The organism is uncultured Cyclobacterium sp. (assembly GCF_963976465.1).
GTDB lineage: Bacteria > Bacteroidota > Bacteroidia > Cytophagales > Cyclobacteriaceae > Cyclobacterium.
This window is the reverse complement of record NZ_CAXBOC010000075.1, coordinates 1-14,360: the sequence shown is the minus strand read 5'-3', so window position 1 is coordinate 14,360 and position 14,360 is coordinate 1. Positions and strand designations below refer to the sequence as shown.

General features: G+C 38.7%; 14 protein-coding genes and 1 pseudogene. 7 read left to right on the top strand and 8 right to left on the bottom strand.

The window, feature by feature from the left end; genetic code table 11:
* From AAC037_RS06355 to leuB, 4 genes are all read left to right on the top strand, one after another.
* The coding region (locus tag AAC037_RS06355; RefSeq protein WP_339902199.1) for an aconitase family protein at nucleotides 1-483 on the top strand (483 nt) is incomplete at its 5' end.
* A gap of 4 nt (nucleotides 484-487) precedes the next feature.
* Entirely contained in the window at nucleotides 488-1,078 is a 591-nt protein-coding gene (gene leuD / locus AAC037_RS06350; RefSeq protein WP_339902198.1) for a 3-isopropylmalate dehydratase small subunit, read from the top strand.
* Between the two features lie 51 nt (nucleotides 1,079-1,129).
* A complete protein-coding gene (locus tag AAC037_RS06345) occupies nucleotides 1,130-2,719 on the top strand; it encodes an alpha-isopropylmalate synthase regulatory domain-containing protein (RefSeq protein WP_339902197.1) in 1,590 nt (529 codons plus the stop codon).
* A complete protein-coding gene (gene leuB / locus AAC037_RS06340; protein WP_303615164.1) occupies nucleotides 2,688-3,758 on the top strand; it encodes a 3-isopropylmalate dehydrogenase in 1,071 nt (356 codons plus the stop codon). Before AAC037_RS06345 ends, leuB begins: the two co-directional genes overlap by 32 nt.
* Before the next feature lie 72 nt (nucleotides 3,759-3,830).
* On the opposite strand, the gene AAC037_RS06335 is transcribed toward leuB, so the two are convergent.
* The 3 genes from AAC037_RS06335 to AAC037_RS06325 all read right to left on the bottom strand — a co-directional run bounded on the left by AAC037_RS06335 (nucleotide 3,831) and on the right by AAC037_RS06325 (nucleotide 7,369).
* A complete protein-coding gene (locus AAC037_RS06335; protein WP_339902196.1) occupies nucleotides 3,831-4,652 on the bottom strand; it encodes an SDR family oxidoreductase in 822 nt (273 codons plus the stop codon).
* A 105-nt stretch (nucleotides 4,653-4,757) separates the two neighbouring features.
* Nucleotides 4,758-6,410 carry a DNA repair protein RecN gene (recN, locus tag AAC037_RS06330; RefSeq protein ID WP_339902195.1) on the bottom strand — a complete coding sequence of 551 codons (1,653 nt, stop codon included), beginning with the start codon at nucleotides 6,408-6,410 and terminating at the stop codon, nucleotides 4,758-4,760.
* A gap of 47 nt (nucleotides 6,411-6,457) precedes the next feature.
* Entirely contained in the window at nucleotides 6,458-7,369 is a 912-nt protein-coding gene (locus AAC037_RS06325) for a DUF4835 family protein (RefSeq protein WP_339902194.1), read from the bottom strand.
* Between the two features lie 21 nt (nucleotides 7,370-7,390).
* Between AAC037_RS06325 and AAC037_RS06320 the strand changes: the two genes are divergently transcribed.
* Nucleotides 7,391-7,549, top strand: a complete 159-nt coding sequence (locus tag AAC037_RS06320) for a hypothetical protein (RefSeq protein WP_339902193.1) — start codon at nucleotides 7,391-7,393, stop codon at nucleotides 7,547-7,549.
* A gap of 19 nt (nucleotides 7,550-7,568) precedes the next feature.
* On the opposite strand, the gene coaBC is transcribed toward AAC037_RS06320, so the two are convergent.
* The 5 genes from coaBC to AAC037_RS06295 all read right to left on the bottom strand — a co-directional run bounded on the left by coaBC (nucleotide 7,569) and on the right by AAC037_RS06295 (nucleotide 12,662).
* Nucleotides 7,569-8,798 (bottom strand): bifunctional phosphopantothenoylcysteine decarboxylase/phosphopantothenate--cysteine ligase CoaBC, encoded by a 1,230-nt coding sequence (gene coaBC / locus AAC037_RS06315; RefSeq protein ID WP_339902192.1) that lies wholly within the window; start codon nucleotides 8,796-8,798, stop codon nucleotides 7,569-7,571.
* 1 nt (nucleotide 8,799) lies between these two features.
* Nucleotides 8,800-9,117 carry a DNA-directed RNA polymerase subunit omega gene (locus AAC037_RS06310; RefSeq protein WP_339902191.1) on the bottom strand — a complete coding sequence of 106 codons (318 nt, stop codon included), beginning with the start codon at nucleotides 9,115-9,117 and terminating at the stop codon, nucleotides 8,800-8,802.
* A gap of 13 nt (nucleotides 9,118-9,130) precedes the next feature.
* Entirely contained in the window at nucleotides 9,131-10,057 is a 927-nt protein-coding gene (bamD, locus tag AAC037_RS06305) for an outer membrane protein assembly factor BamD (protein ID WP_339902190.1), read from the bottom strand.
* A gap of 65 nt (nucleotides 10,058-10,122) precedes the next feature.
* Nucleotides 10,123-10,836, bottom strand: a complete 714-nt coding sequence (locus tag AAC037_RS06300; protein ID WP_339902189.1) for a T9SS type A sorting domain-containing protein — start codon at nucleotides 10,834-10,836, stop codon at nucleotides 10,123-10,125.
* A 218-nt stretch (nucleotides 10,837-11,054) separates the two neighbouring features.
* Nucleotides 11,055-12,662: an OstA-like protein gene (locus AAC037_RS06295; protein WP_339902188.1), complete on the bottom strand. Its 1,608-nt coding sequence runs from the start codon at nucleotides 12,660-12,662 to the stop codon at nucleotides 11,055-11,057.
* 49 nt (nucleotides 12,663-12,711) lie between these two features.
* Here AAC037_RS06295 and tilS point away from each other — a divergent pair, with 49 nt between their 5' ends.
* Nucleotides 12,712-14,052 carry a tRNA lysidine(34) synthetase TilS gene (gene tilS / locus AAC037_RS06290; RefSeq protein ID WP_339902187.1) on the top strand — a complete coding sequence of 447 codons (1,341 nt, stop codon included), beginning with the start codon at nucleotides 12,712-12,714 and terminating at the stop codon, nucleotides 14,050-14,052.
* A pseudogene (locus AAC037_RS06285) lies at nucleotides 14,036-14,360 on the top strand (hypothetical protein); the annotation flags it as partial. The gene tilS and the pseudogene AAC037_RS06285, both read left to right, overlap by 17 nt.

The window sequence follows — 14,360 nt, the reverse complement described above, 5'->3', positions numbered from 1 at the left end:
AGTGAAAATAAATCTTATATCAAGTCCTTGGATTATATGGGCTTCCAGCCGGGAGAGGCTATGGAAGGCAAAAAAATTGACTATGTATTTGTGGGTAGTTGTACCAATGGACGTATAGAAGATTTAAGGTCAGTGGCTCAATTTGTAAAAGGAAAACAAAAAGCAGACAATATTACTGCCTGGATTGTTCCTGGATCCAGAGAAGTAGAAAAAATGGCTATAGAAGAAGGTATCGTCCAAACTTTGGAAGATGCAGGCTTTAAATTAAGACAACCTGGCTGTTCTGCTTGTTTGGCCATGAATGATGATAAAATTCCTTCAGGAAAATATGCTGTATCAACTTCAAACAGAAACTTTGAAGGACGTCAAGGACCGGGGAGTCGAACTTTATTGGCTTCACCTTTAACCGTAGCGGCTGTGGCCATTACAGGGGTGATTACAGACCCAAGGGATATAATAGAAGAATTAGTACAAGAAAAATAATACCATGGCATACGATAAATTTGATGTTTTGACCAGTAAGGTGGTTCCGCTTTCCTCAGAAAATGTAGATACTGACCAAATTATTCCGGCCAGGTTTTTAAAGGCTACAGAAAGAAAGGGATTTGGGGACAACCTTTTCAGAGACTGGCGTTTTGATAAAGAAGGAAATCCTAAACCGGATTTTGTTTTAAATGATCCGACTTATAGTGGTAAAATACTATTGGCAGGTAAGAATTTTGGATCAGGTTCGAGTCGTGAACATGCGGTATGGGCCATTTATGATTACGGGTTCAGATGTGTGGTTTCAAGTTTCTTTGCTGATATATTCAAAAACAATTGCTTGAACATTGGCGTGCTTCCAGTTACGGTTTCTCCGAAGTTTGCAGAGGAGTTATTTGCTGCCGTTGAGGCCAATCCGGAAACAGAAGTAGAGGTAGACATCAATAAACAAACCATTACGCTGCTGTCCACAGGAAATTCAGAATCATTTGATATCAATTCTTACAAAAAGCAAAACATGAAAAATGGGTTCGATGATATCGATTATTTGCTGAACCTTAAAGAAGAAATAGTAGCATTCGAAGCCAAAAGGTAAACCTTGCTCTGAGTTTCGAAGTTTCAATTGTGTCAGGTTAATGGTAAGGGAATGCGTAGAGAAAAGAATATAGAAATCATGGACACCACCCTGAGGGATGGAGAGCAAACCTCCGGGGTGTCATTTCTTCCTTCAGAAAAACTTCAGATTGCGAAGCTTTTGCTGGAAGAGCTAAGAGTTGACCGAATAGAGGTGGCCTCAGCTAGGGTTTCAGAAGGAGAGTTGGAAGGTGTCAAAAGGATCACAAATTGGGCTGAGGAAAGAGGCTTTTTGAGTAGTATTGAGGTTTTGGGATTTGTAGATACCCCGAAATCTGTAGATTGGATGGTAGAAGCCGGTGCCAAAGTAATGAATTTGCTAACCAAAGGTTCGCTCAATCACCTGACACATCAGCTCAAGAAAACACCGGAAGTTCATTTTGCCGAGATTGAGAAATGCATTTCCTATGCAAGAACACATGGCATTGAAGTAAATGTTTATTTGGAGGACTGGAGCAATGGCATGCGTAATTCTAGAGATTATGCCCTTTCAATGATTGAATTCCTCTCCCAACAGCCGGTCAAAAGAATTATGCTTCCGGATACCTTGGGACTACTTTGCCCGGATGAAGTAAAGGAGTTTTTGGAACTGATTTGTGATAAGTTTCCGGAATTGCATTTTGATTTCCATGCGCACAATGATTATGACCTATCTGTTGCCAATGTACTCCATGCGGTAAATACCGGAGCCAAAGGCATACATACCACTGTCAATGGATTAGGAGAGCGTGCCGGTAATGCTCCACTTGAATCCATAGTAGCGGTAATAAAGGATTTCACACCTTGTCACCTTAATGTCAACGAAAGTAAAATTTATAGGATAAGTAAGCTGGTAGAGCAATTTTCAGGATTGAGAATACCTGCAAATAAACCGGTGGTTGGGGAAAATGTATTTACCCAAACAGCAGGTGTACATGCCGATGGTGACAATAAAAAGAACTTGTATTTCAGTGATTTACTTCCAGAACGTTTTGGGAGAACGCGGAAATATGCCTTGGGAAAAACTTCAGGGAAGGCCAATATTTCCAAGAACTTGGAAGAGCTAGGCATTTCTCTGGAACCTGAAGAATTAACAAAGGTTACACAAAAAATTATTGAGCTCGGAGATAAGAAGGAACGGGTTACAACTGAAGATCTTCCCTATATAATTTCTGATGTGCTTCAAAATAATTCCATCAATAACGACATTGTTATTGATGGATACCATATGGTGCATTCCAAGGGGTTAAAGCCTTCAGTTCAGTTGCGGGTTAAAATTTTCGACAACTATTATGAACAGAATGCCTCCGGTGATGGGCAGTATGATTCTTTTATGAAAGCGCTGAAGAAAATCTACAAGGGACTTGACATGCAATTGCCTAAGTTGACGGACTTTCATATTAGCATTCCTCCTGGGGGTAAGACCGATGCTTTTGTAGAGTGTGTGATTACCTGGGATTTGAATGGAAGGATCTTCAAGACCAAAGGTTTGGACAGTGACCAGACCATTGCAGCCATGATGGCCACCGAAAAAATGCTTAATATCATAGAACAAATCAAAAATAGTAACAAAACTGAAAAAAAGAATCCTTATGGAAATGAATATAGCCCTATTACCTGGTGATGGTATTGGCCCTGAAGTAATCAATCAGGCAGTAAAAGTTGTGGATGCTGTCGCTAAGAAATTTGGACATAAAATCACTTACAATGAAGCCATCACAGGTGCTGCCGCTATTGATGCAGTAGGTAACCCATACCCTGATGCCACGCACGATGCCTGTGTTGCAGCAGATGCCGTTCTTTTTGGAGCCATTGGTCATCCAAAGTTCGACAATGACCCTAGCGCAAAAGTTAGGCCTGAGCAAGGTTTGTTGGAAATGAGGAAGAAGTTGGGACTTTTTTCAAACGTTCGTCCTACCTTCACTTTCCCTTCCTTGCTTCACAAGTCCCCCTTGAAAAAAGAAAGAATTGAAGGTACTGATCTAGTATTTTTAAGGGAACTGACAGGTGGTATTTATTTTGGGGAGCCTAGAGGTAGAAATGAACAAGGAACAAAAGCTTTTGATTCTTGTGTATATTCTGTTGAGGAAATTGAAAGACTGGCAAGGATGGGTTTTGAATTTGCCAGAAAGAGAAGGAAGTTATTGACCTGTGTTGATAAAGCTAATGTATTGGCCACTTCACGTCTTTGGAGAGAAACGGTACAACGACTTGCACCTGAATATCCTGACGTTAAAGTTGAATATGAATTTGTGGATGCTGTAGCCATGAGATTGGTTCAATGGCCAAAAGCCTATGATGTCTTGATTACAGAAAACCTATTCGGTGATATCCTTACAGATGAGGCTTCTGTAATTAGTGGGTCGATGGGATTGATGCCATCTGCTTCAATTGGTCTTAAAACCAAGCTTTTTGAACCTATACACGGTTCTTATCCTCAAGCAGCAGGTAAAGACATTGCCAACCCTTTGGCAGCTGTATTGTCTGCTTCCATGATGTTTGAGTATGCTTTTGATTTAATGGATGAAGCTAAAGCTATTTCTGACGTGGTTAACTTGTCTTTGGAAAAAGGCGTGGTAACTGAAGATCTTTCAGAAGGGGAGAAATCCTATAAAACTTCTGAAGTAGGAGATTGGTTGGCCGAACAAATTGAAAAAATGTAAAAATTATATTGCATAAAAAAAGCCCCTACTGCTAGTTGATAGCTTTAGGGGCTTTTTTAGTTGGTATACAATTTATTTTTTACTTGCTACGTAGGCATCAATTAATTCTTGCGTAATGCCTGTAGTAGAATAGCCTCCATCATGAAACAGGTTTTGCATGGTTACCATTCTGGTGAAATCGGAAAACATGGTGACAATGTATTCTGCACAGGATTCTGCTGAAGCATTACCAAGAGGTGAAGCCAAGGCGGCAAAATCAAAGAAATCATCAAACCCTCCTATACCTGAACCTGCTACGGTTTTCGTGGGGGATTGAGAAATGGTATTTACTCTCACATTTTTACTTTTCCCGTACCTCAGGCCATAGTTTCTAGCTATACTTTCCAGTATGGCTTTGGCTTCAGACATGTCACTATAAAAAGGGAAAGCCCTTTCTGCTGCAATATAACTTAATGCAATTACAGAAGCCCATTCGTTTAGAATGTCTTTCTTTTCTGCAACTTGAAGCATTTTGTGAAAAGAAACGGCTGAAACATCATATGACTTTTGTACCCAATCATAATTCAAGTCACCATAAGATCTTCCCTTTCGAACATTGGGAGACATTCCTATGGAGTGGAGTAAGAAATCAAAATTTCCACCTAAATATTCTTTTGCTTCATCATAAAGTTTCTCGATATCTTCTACGGATGTAGCATCTGCTGGGATAACTATGGTCCCACATTCATCGGCTAATTCCTTTATGGCGCCCATACGCATGGCTATTGGGGCATTGGTAAGGACAAATTTTGCCCCTTGTTCTTTGGCTTTTAAGGCTGTTTGCCAGGCAATAGAATTTTCATCAAGTGCGCCGGTTATTATTCCTTTTTTTCCTTTTAATAAATTTTCAGGCATTGTATTATTTTGATTTTATAACTTCAATTAAATAATATTCTATAAATTTAACTAATAAAGCGTGAAACATTTTTCACTGGGATTTTATAAAAGAGATGCAATTGACTATTTCGAGAGCAATTCTTTAGCATTTTCAAAGGCAGTAGTTGAGGGGTTTGACCCCGAAATCATGGTGGCGATTTCAAACAATCTTTCTTCAGCGTTTAATAATTTTATTTTACTAATCGTCCGCTCTGAGCTATTATCTTTGTATACAAAATAGTGTTTTTCTCCCTTTGCCGCCACCTGTGGCAAATGGCTAATACAAATAACCTGATGTTTGGTTGCAATCTCTTGCATCATTCGGACCATTTGTAGGGCTATTTCTCCGGATATTCCGGTGTCTATTTCATCAAATATTAGCGTAGGCAAAGCCATTTTATCTGCCATAACATATTTTATGGCAAACATTAACCTGGAAAACTCACCCCCTGATGCTACTTGTCCAATTGGCTGAGGCAAAATACCTTTGTTGGCAGAAAATAAGATATCAATATCATCTATACCGGATTCATTTGCCGGGACTTCTTTTCTAAGGATTTCCACCTTGGCATTTTCCATACCTAACTGCCCCAATAAGAATTGGATCTCTTTGCTAAATCCGCTAAAGATGGCCTGTCTTTTCTTTGAAAGTTTCTGCCCCATTGCACTAAGTTTTTCTTGGGACTCCTTGAGTAATGCCTGTTGATTGGCCAGTTCTTCCTCTAGGTGATCTCCCTTAAACACCTTGTCTGCAAGAGATGAAGCCAAATCTAAGAGCTCTTTATCACTTTGAAGGCCATGTTTCTTCTGAAGCTGGTAGATTTTACTTAGTCTTTCCCTTACCCACTCAGACTTTTCAAAATCTACTTCAATTTCCTGTTCCTCCAAAGACAGGCTTTCTAATATGTCATTTAGTTCTATTAATAAACTTTCAAACCTTTGGTTTAACTCTTCAAAATTTTTCCCGAATTTCTGCAGGTATTGAAAATGTTGCTTGGCTGCTGCCAATTGTTGCATGGCACCCAACTCCTCATTTTCAAGATGGTCCAATGCCTGTGAGGCCCTCGATTTTATTTCCTCAGCATGGTTTAATAATTCTTCTTTTGCTTCTAAAGCGGCCTGCTCACCTTCCTCTAGATTTAAACTAGACAACTCCTCCAACTGAAACTGATTGTAATCGGCCTCTTGCTGGTATTGTTGCTTTTCTTGCTCGAGCAAGCGCACTTTTTTTTGCGTTTTTATGAAATCATGATACTGTGTGGAATAAGCTTCCTTTTCTTTCCGAACCTTAGCAAAAGCATCTATCAGAGAGAGCTGATAAGAAGAAGCCCCCAACAATAAGGTCTCATTTTGGGAATGAATATCCATCAGAGTTTTTCCCAGAACCTTTAGGTTTTCAAGTCTTACAGGAGTGTCATTGATGAAAGCACGAGATTTTCCGGAAGGTGATATTTCACGTCGAATAATACATGCCGGTTCGTAGTCCAACTCTTCCTTCTCGAAGAATCTTTCTAAACCATAATTCTGAATATTGAACACTCCCTCAATAATGCACTTTTTCTGCTCATCAAATAATGCCTTGGTATCTGCCCTATTTCCTAATAGTAAGCCGACGGCCCCGAGCATAATGGATTTTCCTGCTCCTGTTTCTCCGGTGATCATATTGAGGCCGGCACAAGGTTCCATTTCTAATTTCTCTATCAAAGCATAGTTGGTAATGCTAAGGTTGGTTAACATGTTGCTTTGGTTTCGTTTAAGGTGTCAAAATTAACCAAAATTGAGGATTATCCTTTCAAAATGTCATTGTATTTTCTTGCATTGTTAGGGTCTACCTTAAGTAATACTTCTACTGCCTCTTCCTTCAATTCCATAGGTGCAGCCTTAAGAATTTTGCTGATTTCATCCGATTTGGCATCCATAAAGCTAATTGTTAGAATACTATTTGGTTGTACCTTGTTGGCTTCTTGTACCATTTTGATTGCTTCAAGAATGTTTTGATAACTTTCTGATGGCTTAGTAGTTAATAAATCAAGCCCCATCCTGTGGTATAAATAATAAGCATCCCTAACAGGCACCATCACTTGCGAGTTATAAAGATCATTGGCCAGCCAATACCTGTTTCTTTTGTCAGAAGGATTTTGGTTCCACCCTGAACTTGAGGATTGCTGGGCATTGGCCACAATATTGTTGGCAACTTCAAAATAAGGATCTCCTCCCCGTGGAGCGAAAGAGTCGTGATCTATCCCTATGGCGATATACGCATAATAAGCCAATAATGAAGTGATATTGTTTAAATAAGAAAACTGATTGAATTCCAAGGGCTGGGATTCCGTATATTCAAAGGCCCAATTGCGGTCTGCAAAGTTCAGAATTAAACTTTCGTAATTTGACCCATAGATAGGTCTGACGGTTTGGACTTGAACTGTCGCATTGAATAAACCTACCTGTGGCATATCATTGATTGTGATCAATAGGTTGCCTTTAATCCTTTCTTGAGGCTTGAGCTCTGCATCCGTCCAGTTGCGACCATTCAGAAATTGCTCAAAAGCAGATTTCATCTGATCGAAAATATCTGTATCCTGAGTTCTTGCTCGTTCACTGTTTATTGTCACAGTGAAGTTGAGTTGCTGAGACAGCAATTTTATTGGGCTTAAAAAAAAACCGAAAAGCAATATAAAGACTGTGGGGCGTACCATCTGATCCTATTTGTAAGCTGAATGGAAATTCATAAAATCCGAAAAGAGCAAGGCCTTTCGTTACCTGCTGAAATGTTGACCAAACATTCAGCTGCTTCAGATATGCTGAGGGGAGCCTCACCTGCAGCATTGATTAAAATAAATTCTCCCAAAATCCCTTACTTATGGATTAAGCCATAAGGTTTGTGATCCTTCCAATTTAAACGTCAGATTTGTCAAACTTGTTTTCTAGAAGAGAACCAACTCGATCCAACAGCTGGATAGCCAGCATTTCCTTGGACATCACCGGGGTTTTAATTCTTTCTTTATTATTTGATAATATAGTAACTTGATTGGTGTCTTTTTGAAAGCCTGCTTCGGAGTCAAGAAGAGAGTTCAATACCACAAAATCAAAGTTTTTTTCAATAAGTTTATTTTCTGCACTCAATATGCCCTCATCTGTTTCTAAAGCAAAGCCAATATGCAATTGCCCCTGCTTTTTATGTGCGCCTAAAGTTTTTGCAATATCAGGGTTCTTAACTAAGCTGATTTGAAGGGCGTTTTCCTTTTTCTTGATCTTTTCATTAGAAGGCTTTTCTGACCTGTAATCAGCTACTGCAGCACAAAATATTACTACCTGAGCATTACTATGATGTTTTTGGCTGGCCTCAAACATGTCTAACGCACTTGTCACCGGAATGATAGTGATTTTAGGATGAGGATTGGGTTTTAAAGCTGTGGGTCCTAAAATCAAAGTTACTTTAGCTCCTCTTTCTGCCGCTTTCTCTGCCAGAGCTATACCCATCTTACCGCTAGAATGATTGCTAATATACCTAACCGGGTCTATCGCTTCCTGCGTAGGGCCTGCCGTAATAAGTATATTTTTACCCTGAAAACTAAGGTCAGGGTTTAAGATATCTTGGATTGAAGCAAAGATCGCTTCCGGTTCAGGCATTCGTCCCTGACCAATTAATCCACTGGCTAACTCTCCGCTCGCGGCTTCCATGATATGGTTGCCATAGCGCTCAAGACTGGTGAGGTTTTGTTTGACAGCAGGGTGTTGGTACATGTCTAAATCCATCGCCGGGGCAAGGAGTACCGGACTTGTACAAGAAAGGTAAGTACATGACAATAAACTATCACTCTGGCCATTGGCCAGTTTGGATAAGGTATTTGCTGATAATGGAGCGATCACCATGATGTCAGCCCATGCACCTAAAGCCACATGATTGGTCCATTCACCCGTTTTCTGGTTAAAAAAATCAATAGATACAGGATTCTTGGATAAGGTGGCCAAAGTAAGTGGTGTGATAAAGTCACAAGCAGAAGCCGTCATTATAACTTTGACTTCTGCTTGTGATTTTACCAATAAGCGAACAAGTTGTGCTACTTTATAAGCAGCAATGCCTCCGGTTACACCTAATAGAATACGTTTGCCTGATAGCGGCATGTTAAGATTGGCTTTCCTCTTCTTCAGGGAATCTAAACATTACTTTGTCTTCCATGAACTCCTCCATTGCCAATGTGCTTGGCTTTGGCATTCTTTCATAGAATTTTGATATTTCAATTTGCTCTTTATTTTCAAAAACCTCTTCAAGGTTGTCTACCGTTGAAGCAAACTCTGAAAGCTTATTATTCAACTCCTCTTTCATTGTAGATGAAATTTGCTTTGCCCTTTGAGAGATAGTGAATATAGATTGGTAAAGGTTTCCTGATTTCTCTGCTACCTTGTCCAAATCTCTTGTAATAATTGACTGATTGATTGCCATATTTAATCGGATTTTAATTGCCTACTTTTTTTAAAGCTTCTGTAGCTTCCTGGTTTTTTTGTTCTTCTTCTCTCCTTTTAAGTGCCTCTGCGGTTCTGGCTTCATACTGTGCTTTTAAGGCATAGTGGTCATCAAGTTTTTCTTTGGCATCGGATTGAATTTCTATAACTTCTTCTATGTATTCGCTTTCCGGGTATTTTTTCTTGAAATCATCGGCAAAGCCCAAGGATTGCTCAAATCTTTCTTCCCTTTTATCAAAAATACTTCTTTCTGCATATGCCGCACTTACTTCTACCAAATTGAAAGCAAGTTCCTCATTATAATCACTATCCGGATAGGATTTAGCAAAATTTTGAAAATTGACTATACAAGCCCTGTAAAATTCGCCCGGAAATAAACCTTCAGTCAGACGATAATACATTTTTGATTCGGTATATGCTTTCTCTTCAAATCTTTTCTGAAGAACATCAATCATGGAAATTGCACGCTCATAAGAATCAGATTCAGGAAATCTGTTCATAAATAACTGAATTGCATTGACAGCTTCTTTTGAACTTCTTTGATCTAAATTAAAATCCGGAGCATCCAAATACAAAGAATAAGCATTCATAAACAAGGCCTCTTCAGCCAAAGGAGAACGATTATAGGTGTCAAAAAATGTTTTGAAATATTCTGCCGCTTCAATGTATCTTTTGGTTCGAAAATGAGCATAAGCGTAATTGAACTCTGCCAATTCAGCTTTGCCACTTCCCTTTATTACAGGTAAAACCCTGTCATATAGAATTATGGCTTTGTTATGCTCCCCTTCATCATAGTAGCGATTTGCTGCTTCGTAGAGTTCATCCCAATTGGTGCTTTTCTCTAATTTGTAAAATTCCCCACAACCGAAAGTGAGCAGTGAAACAAAGAAAATTAATATGTAATGGTGTGCTTTTATCATTTGACCTGCAAATATAATGGATTAATAATTGGTTATCAAGGAGGTTTCTACGCGAATGCTTATACTTATCTTTTGACGTAGAGTTTTTTAGTGACAATATTTTTATTGTCAACGATCAAAGTATAGAAATAAGTACCTGGGTTCAGGTCTGTAACGGGGATTACCAGAGATTCTTGTGAAGGGTCGAGTCTAAAATCATAAATGGGGTTTCCAATGAAACTATTGATCACAACGCGGACATTTGCGCTCGAATTTTTTATTTTATAATCCAATTGAGCTGTCCTTACACTCGGATTAGGATAGATTTCATCCAGATCTACATCTTTATGACTAAAATTATCTGAAGGTTGATCAGAAACTACATTGTAAACATTTTCAACTATAAATGCATCCCTGTTGTTGGAAGTGTTGAAGAAATGTAAATCAAATGTTCCTTTGGTGGCCGTTATACCCAATTCAAATTCAATATATATATTGGTAGTGACTTCCCCGGGCTCAAGCGTAAACCTAATTTGTGAAAGATCTTTCCTCGGGTCATAGCAGTTGTCCCCGATACAAATAAGAATATTTTGGGAGGAGCCCACATTCCCTTGCAAGTAGCGAAGGTAATAGGTAGCACTTTCTTTGGCATCGTTTTGAAGGATGAGCGTTTTCCTTTGAGTAGTATTCACTTTACCATTGAATTCAATTTTATCACTTAACACACGTACTTGCCTTGCGTCTACAAACTGTAGCGCAAACAACTGTAAGGTGATTAAAAGTGATAAAAATAATTTCATGTAAAGTCTAGTTCAATAAATTTTTAATTTCGTTAACAAAGATTTTCTCCCTCGTTTAGAAGTATATACGTATAAAAATACCAAATTGGTTCCACTTTATAGGTAGGTTTGGGTTAAAAAATGTTAACAATGATGAAATTTTTTTCACAAATCACCGTTCAAAAATTTTTTCCTAGAAACAAAAGTTCAGAAAAATGTAAGATGTACTGGAAATGAATTTAATTATCGGTAATTATTTGTATTTCATCATTATCAGGGTAGCGTAGCTTCGCATCGGGCTCATCAAAAAAACTATATCGGTTTTTGTCTCTAATTTTTGGCGTTCTCCAGTCGTTTATAGTTTTTCGACTGGGTCTTTCGTCAGCTCTCCAAGAAAAGCCCTCTAAATTTTGATCCCCTTCTTCAAATAAATGAGGGGGTGTAAAGGAAGCTTCAGGCTTTATGGTATGACTAATCCTTGAGACGGTCCCCTCTTCAAACTCCATGATTATTCTACCGCACAACAATTTGTTTAACCCTTTGATTGTGGTGTCATTTTCTACGGCAAAATACAAGGACTCCCCATTTCCTTCCACATCAAGTTTGTCCATATCGCTTTCTACAAAATAGCCGGTCATCTTTCTTCCCTTGATTTGGTTAAAGTTTCCTATGGTGTCTCGAGTGATAGCAAAGGCATTGTCTTTTAATAGCGCCTTATCTATTTCTTGATTGGCAATCAGGAAATTAATACTGTCCGCTGTAATTTGGCTTTTATTGCTCCAAAGTACCGGGTCGGAATAAAGGTGAACAGTTGAATCGGCATAAATATATGCCATAGAATCAGCTCTACCTGCTAGCTCAGATTTAATCAAACGCATATTGGGATAAGCTAGGGTATACTTCTCTTCAGCATCCTCTCCATCTTGAGTAATAAGTGTATCGGCAATCATAAGCAGGGTGTCTGTATCAAAATACTTCTTTACCAATGCTTTTCCATAAACTTCAGAATACTGCCTGTCCTCCCAATATTTACCCTCATCCCCAAATACTTCCACATTTCTTTCCTTGTTAAGGATACTTACGTTCTTCTTGGCTTCATAGTATTGTGCCTTTTCGTCATAGAAAAGCGTCTCTCCGTAAACAATACTGTTTTCGGATTCTACATCCCCATCATAAAAGCGAAAAATTTTATTCTCGGTGTCATAAAAACTTCCCTTTTGAGCATTCAGCTTATTGCCATCCTTAGAAAGGATATTGGTTAGCTTTTCTGTTTCTGCAATATTGGTGGTAGTGTAGTAATACAGCGTATTTGATTTCATGGTGTAGTCAGGGTTTTCCAAGACTACTTTTTTATTGAAAGTGATTTTTTCAATTTGCGTTTCATACCTCCCTTTTTCACTGGTCAATACATTGGTGCTGTCTTTGACCATGCCCGAATTGAAATAGACGGCTTCTCCTGTGGCTCGATTATAATCTAGAAAATCGGTATATAGCGTAGTACCTTCGTTAACCAGCACTACATTGTTTCTCAACAAAGCCAATTGAGTATCGCCATCATACTCTGCATAGCGGCTAGTAACCGTAACAGAATCTTGTTTGTCATCGATTTTTACATTGCCGAAAAGTTTAGCAAGGTTGTCCTCTGAGTAAAAGTGGGCCGAGTCACAATAGATCAATGAAGTTTTATGTTTCATTATAACATCTGTGATTAATCTTTCAAAACCTTCACCACCCAAAAGGGAGTCGGCTTGTAGGATTTCCAACCGACCTTTATTCTCCTGAGCCATTGTCTTTGAAAGGGCCAAACTAGTAAGTAGGCAAAATAAAATAAATGTGGTCTTTGTCATTCGAATTGATTTCCGAGGCAAAATTAATATAAAATAGTACTTTTGGTTTATGCTGGAACGATTTATCAATCATGTACGCAAAAATAAAATTTTAGATGTGCAATCGCCCTACCTTGTTGCGGTTAGTGGTGGGGTGGATAGTGTCGTATTAGCCCATTTGCTTACTAAGGCCGGCTTTAAAATTTCTATAGCTCATTGTAATTTTCAACTGCGTGGAGCAGCTAGTGATGCAGACGAACTTTTTGTAATTGAGCTAGGCGTAGAACTGGGAGTGCCTGTACACACCAAAAATTTTGATACCCATGCCTATATGGATAAGCATGGGGTTTCCCTGCAAATGGCGGCCAGAGAGCTAAGGTACAGTTGGTTTGAGGAACTCAATTCCTGTTTGAGGGCTGATGGGGTGTTGGTTGCGCATCATGCCGATGACCAAATTGAAACTGTAATGCTCAATTTGTTGCGAGGAACAGGAATAGAAGGAGTATATGGCATGAGTAGTAAAAGAGATTTTATCCGAAGGCCATTGCTTCCCTTTTCTAGGAATGAAATAAAGGCTTATTTGGAAAGGAATGGGCTGCAGTGGAGAGAGGACCTTAGCAATGCCAAAACCATTTATAAAAGGAATTTTATCAGGCATAAATTTTTGCCTTTGCTTCTTGAATTTGACCCAAAAGGACCGGAGTTAATCCAATATAGTTTCGACAGGCTGAAAGATACAGGAAAGGCATTTTTTCATTTTTTTGACCTCTGGGCCGATGAAAACGTCGTTTCAGATGAAGAGTATGAGGTGTTGCCCTTTTCAAGTTTAGCCGGCTTACCGGGAAAATCATCATTGCTTTTTTATTGGTTAAGAAAAAAGGGCTTTGTATATGCGCAGATTGAGGATATCTTGTATGCTGTAGAACGTCAAGAGGCAGGTAGACAATTTCTTTCAGAAGGCTGGTTATTGAATATTGATAGGGATTGTCTGATTTTAGGAAAACAAACGGAGGAAGCCGAACGTATCGAAATAAACTTTGCTGATGATGGGTTTGTCTTGGGGGGAAAGCAAAGGTATAGTTGTGCTCAACTTAACAAAGCAAGGGTATTGGATCACTCAGCGCAAAATGCTTTATTGGATTTTGATTTGCTGGAATTCCCTTTGGTCTTGAGAAACTGGAAAAAAGGGGATAAATTCATGCCTTTAGGAATGCAGAATTTTAAGAAGGTAAGTGATTTTTTGATTGACAAAAAAGTGCCACTAATTAAAAAAAATGAAGTGAAGGTTATGTGTTCCGGTGACAAGATTGTTTGGCTAGTGGGCTTAAGAATTGATGACAGGTTTAAAATCAGCAATAGAACCAAGAAGGTGTTTTATGTTAAAAAACTAGACAATGAAAAATCCTTTTAAGAAAACCTATAGTCCGTCAGAGCGAAAGAAATTTGCCTTTTTAGGGAAAGTTAAGTTTTTTACGCATTTAACTTTTGATGAAATGTCACAATTTCTGCCTGCTATTCACCAAAGAAAATACGTGCAAGATGAGGTGGTGTTTTTTAGGAATGATCCCAGCCAGGCCCTGTATATCCTTGAAAAAGGTGAAGTAACACTCAATATCGATATCCGAACGGATTTTGAAACCATTATTAAAGATTCAGATGTTGTAATTATAAGTGATTATAATAAAGGATTTTTAAATAATACTAATTTATGGAATATTG

What these genes read in the sequence shown, in the direction of transcription:
- leuD (WP_339902198.1), top strand. Translation starts at nt 488, where the DNA reads ATGGCATACGATAAATTTGATGTTTTGACCAGTAAGGTGGTTCCGCTT.
- AAC037_RS06345 (WP_339902197.1), top strand. Translation starts at nt 1,130, where the DNA reads ATGCGTAGAGAAAAGAATATAGAAATCATGGACACCACCCTGAGGGAT.
- leuB (WP_303615164.1), top strand. Translation starts at nt 2,688, where the DNA reads ATGGAAATGAATATAGCCCTATTACCTGGTGATGGTATTGGCCCTGAA.
- AAC037_RS06335 (WP_339902196.1), bottom strand. Translation starts at nt 4,652, where the DNA reads ATGCCTGAAAATTTATTAAAAGGAAAAAAAGGAATAATAACCGGCGCA.
- recN (WP_339902195.1), bottom strand. Translation starts at nt 6,410, where the DNA reads ATGTTAACCAACCTTAGCATTACCAACTATGCTTTGATAGAGAAATTA.
- AAC037_RS06325 (WP_339902194.1), bottom strand. Translation starts at nt 7,369, where the DNA reads ATGGTACGCCCCACAGTCTTTATATTGCTTTTCGGTTTTTTTTTAAGC.
- AAC037_RS06320 (WP_339902193.1), top strand. Translation starts at nt 7,391, where the DNA reads ATGGAAATTCATAAAATCCGAAAAGAGCAAGGCCTTTCGTTACCTGCT.
- coaBC (WP_339902192.1), bottom strand. Translation starts at nt 8,798, where the DNA reads ATGCCGCTATCAGGCAAACGTATTCTATTAGGTGTAACCGGAGGCATT.
- AAC037_RS06310 (WP_339902191.1), bottom strand. Translation starts at nt 9,117, where the DNA reads ATGGCAATCAATCAGTCAATTATTACAAGAGATTTGGACAAGGTAGCA.
- bamD (WP_339902190.1), bottom strand. Translation starts at nt 10,057, where the DNA reads ATGATAAAAGCACACCATTACATATTAATTTTCTTTGTTTCACTGCTC.
- AAC037_RS06300 (WP_339902189.1), bottom strand. Translation starts at nt 10,836, where the DNA reads ATGAAATTATTTTTATCACTTTTAATCACCTTACAGTTGTTTGCGCTA.
- AAC037_RS06295 (WP_339902188.1), bottom strand. Translation starts at nt 12,662, where the DNA reads ATGACAAAGACCACATTTATTTTATTTTGCCTACTTACTAGTTTGGCC.
- tilS (WP_339902187.1), top strand. Translation starts at nt 12,712, where the DNA reads ATGCTGGAACGATTTATCAATCATGTACGCAAAAATAAAATTTTAGAT.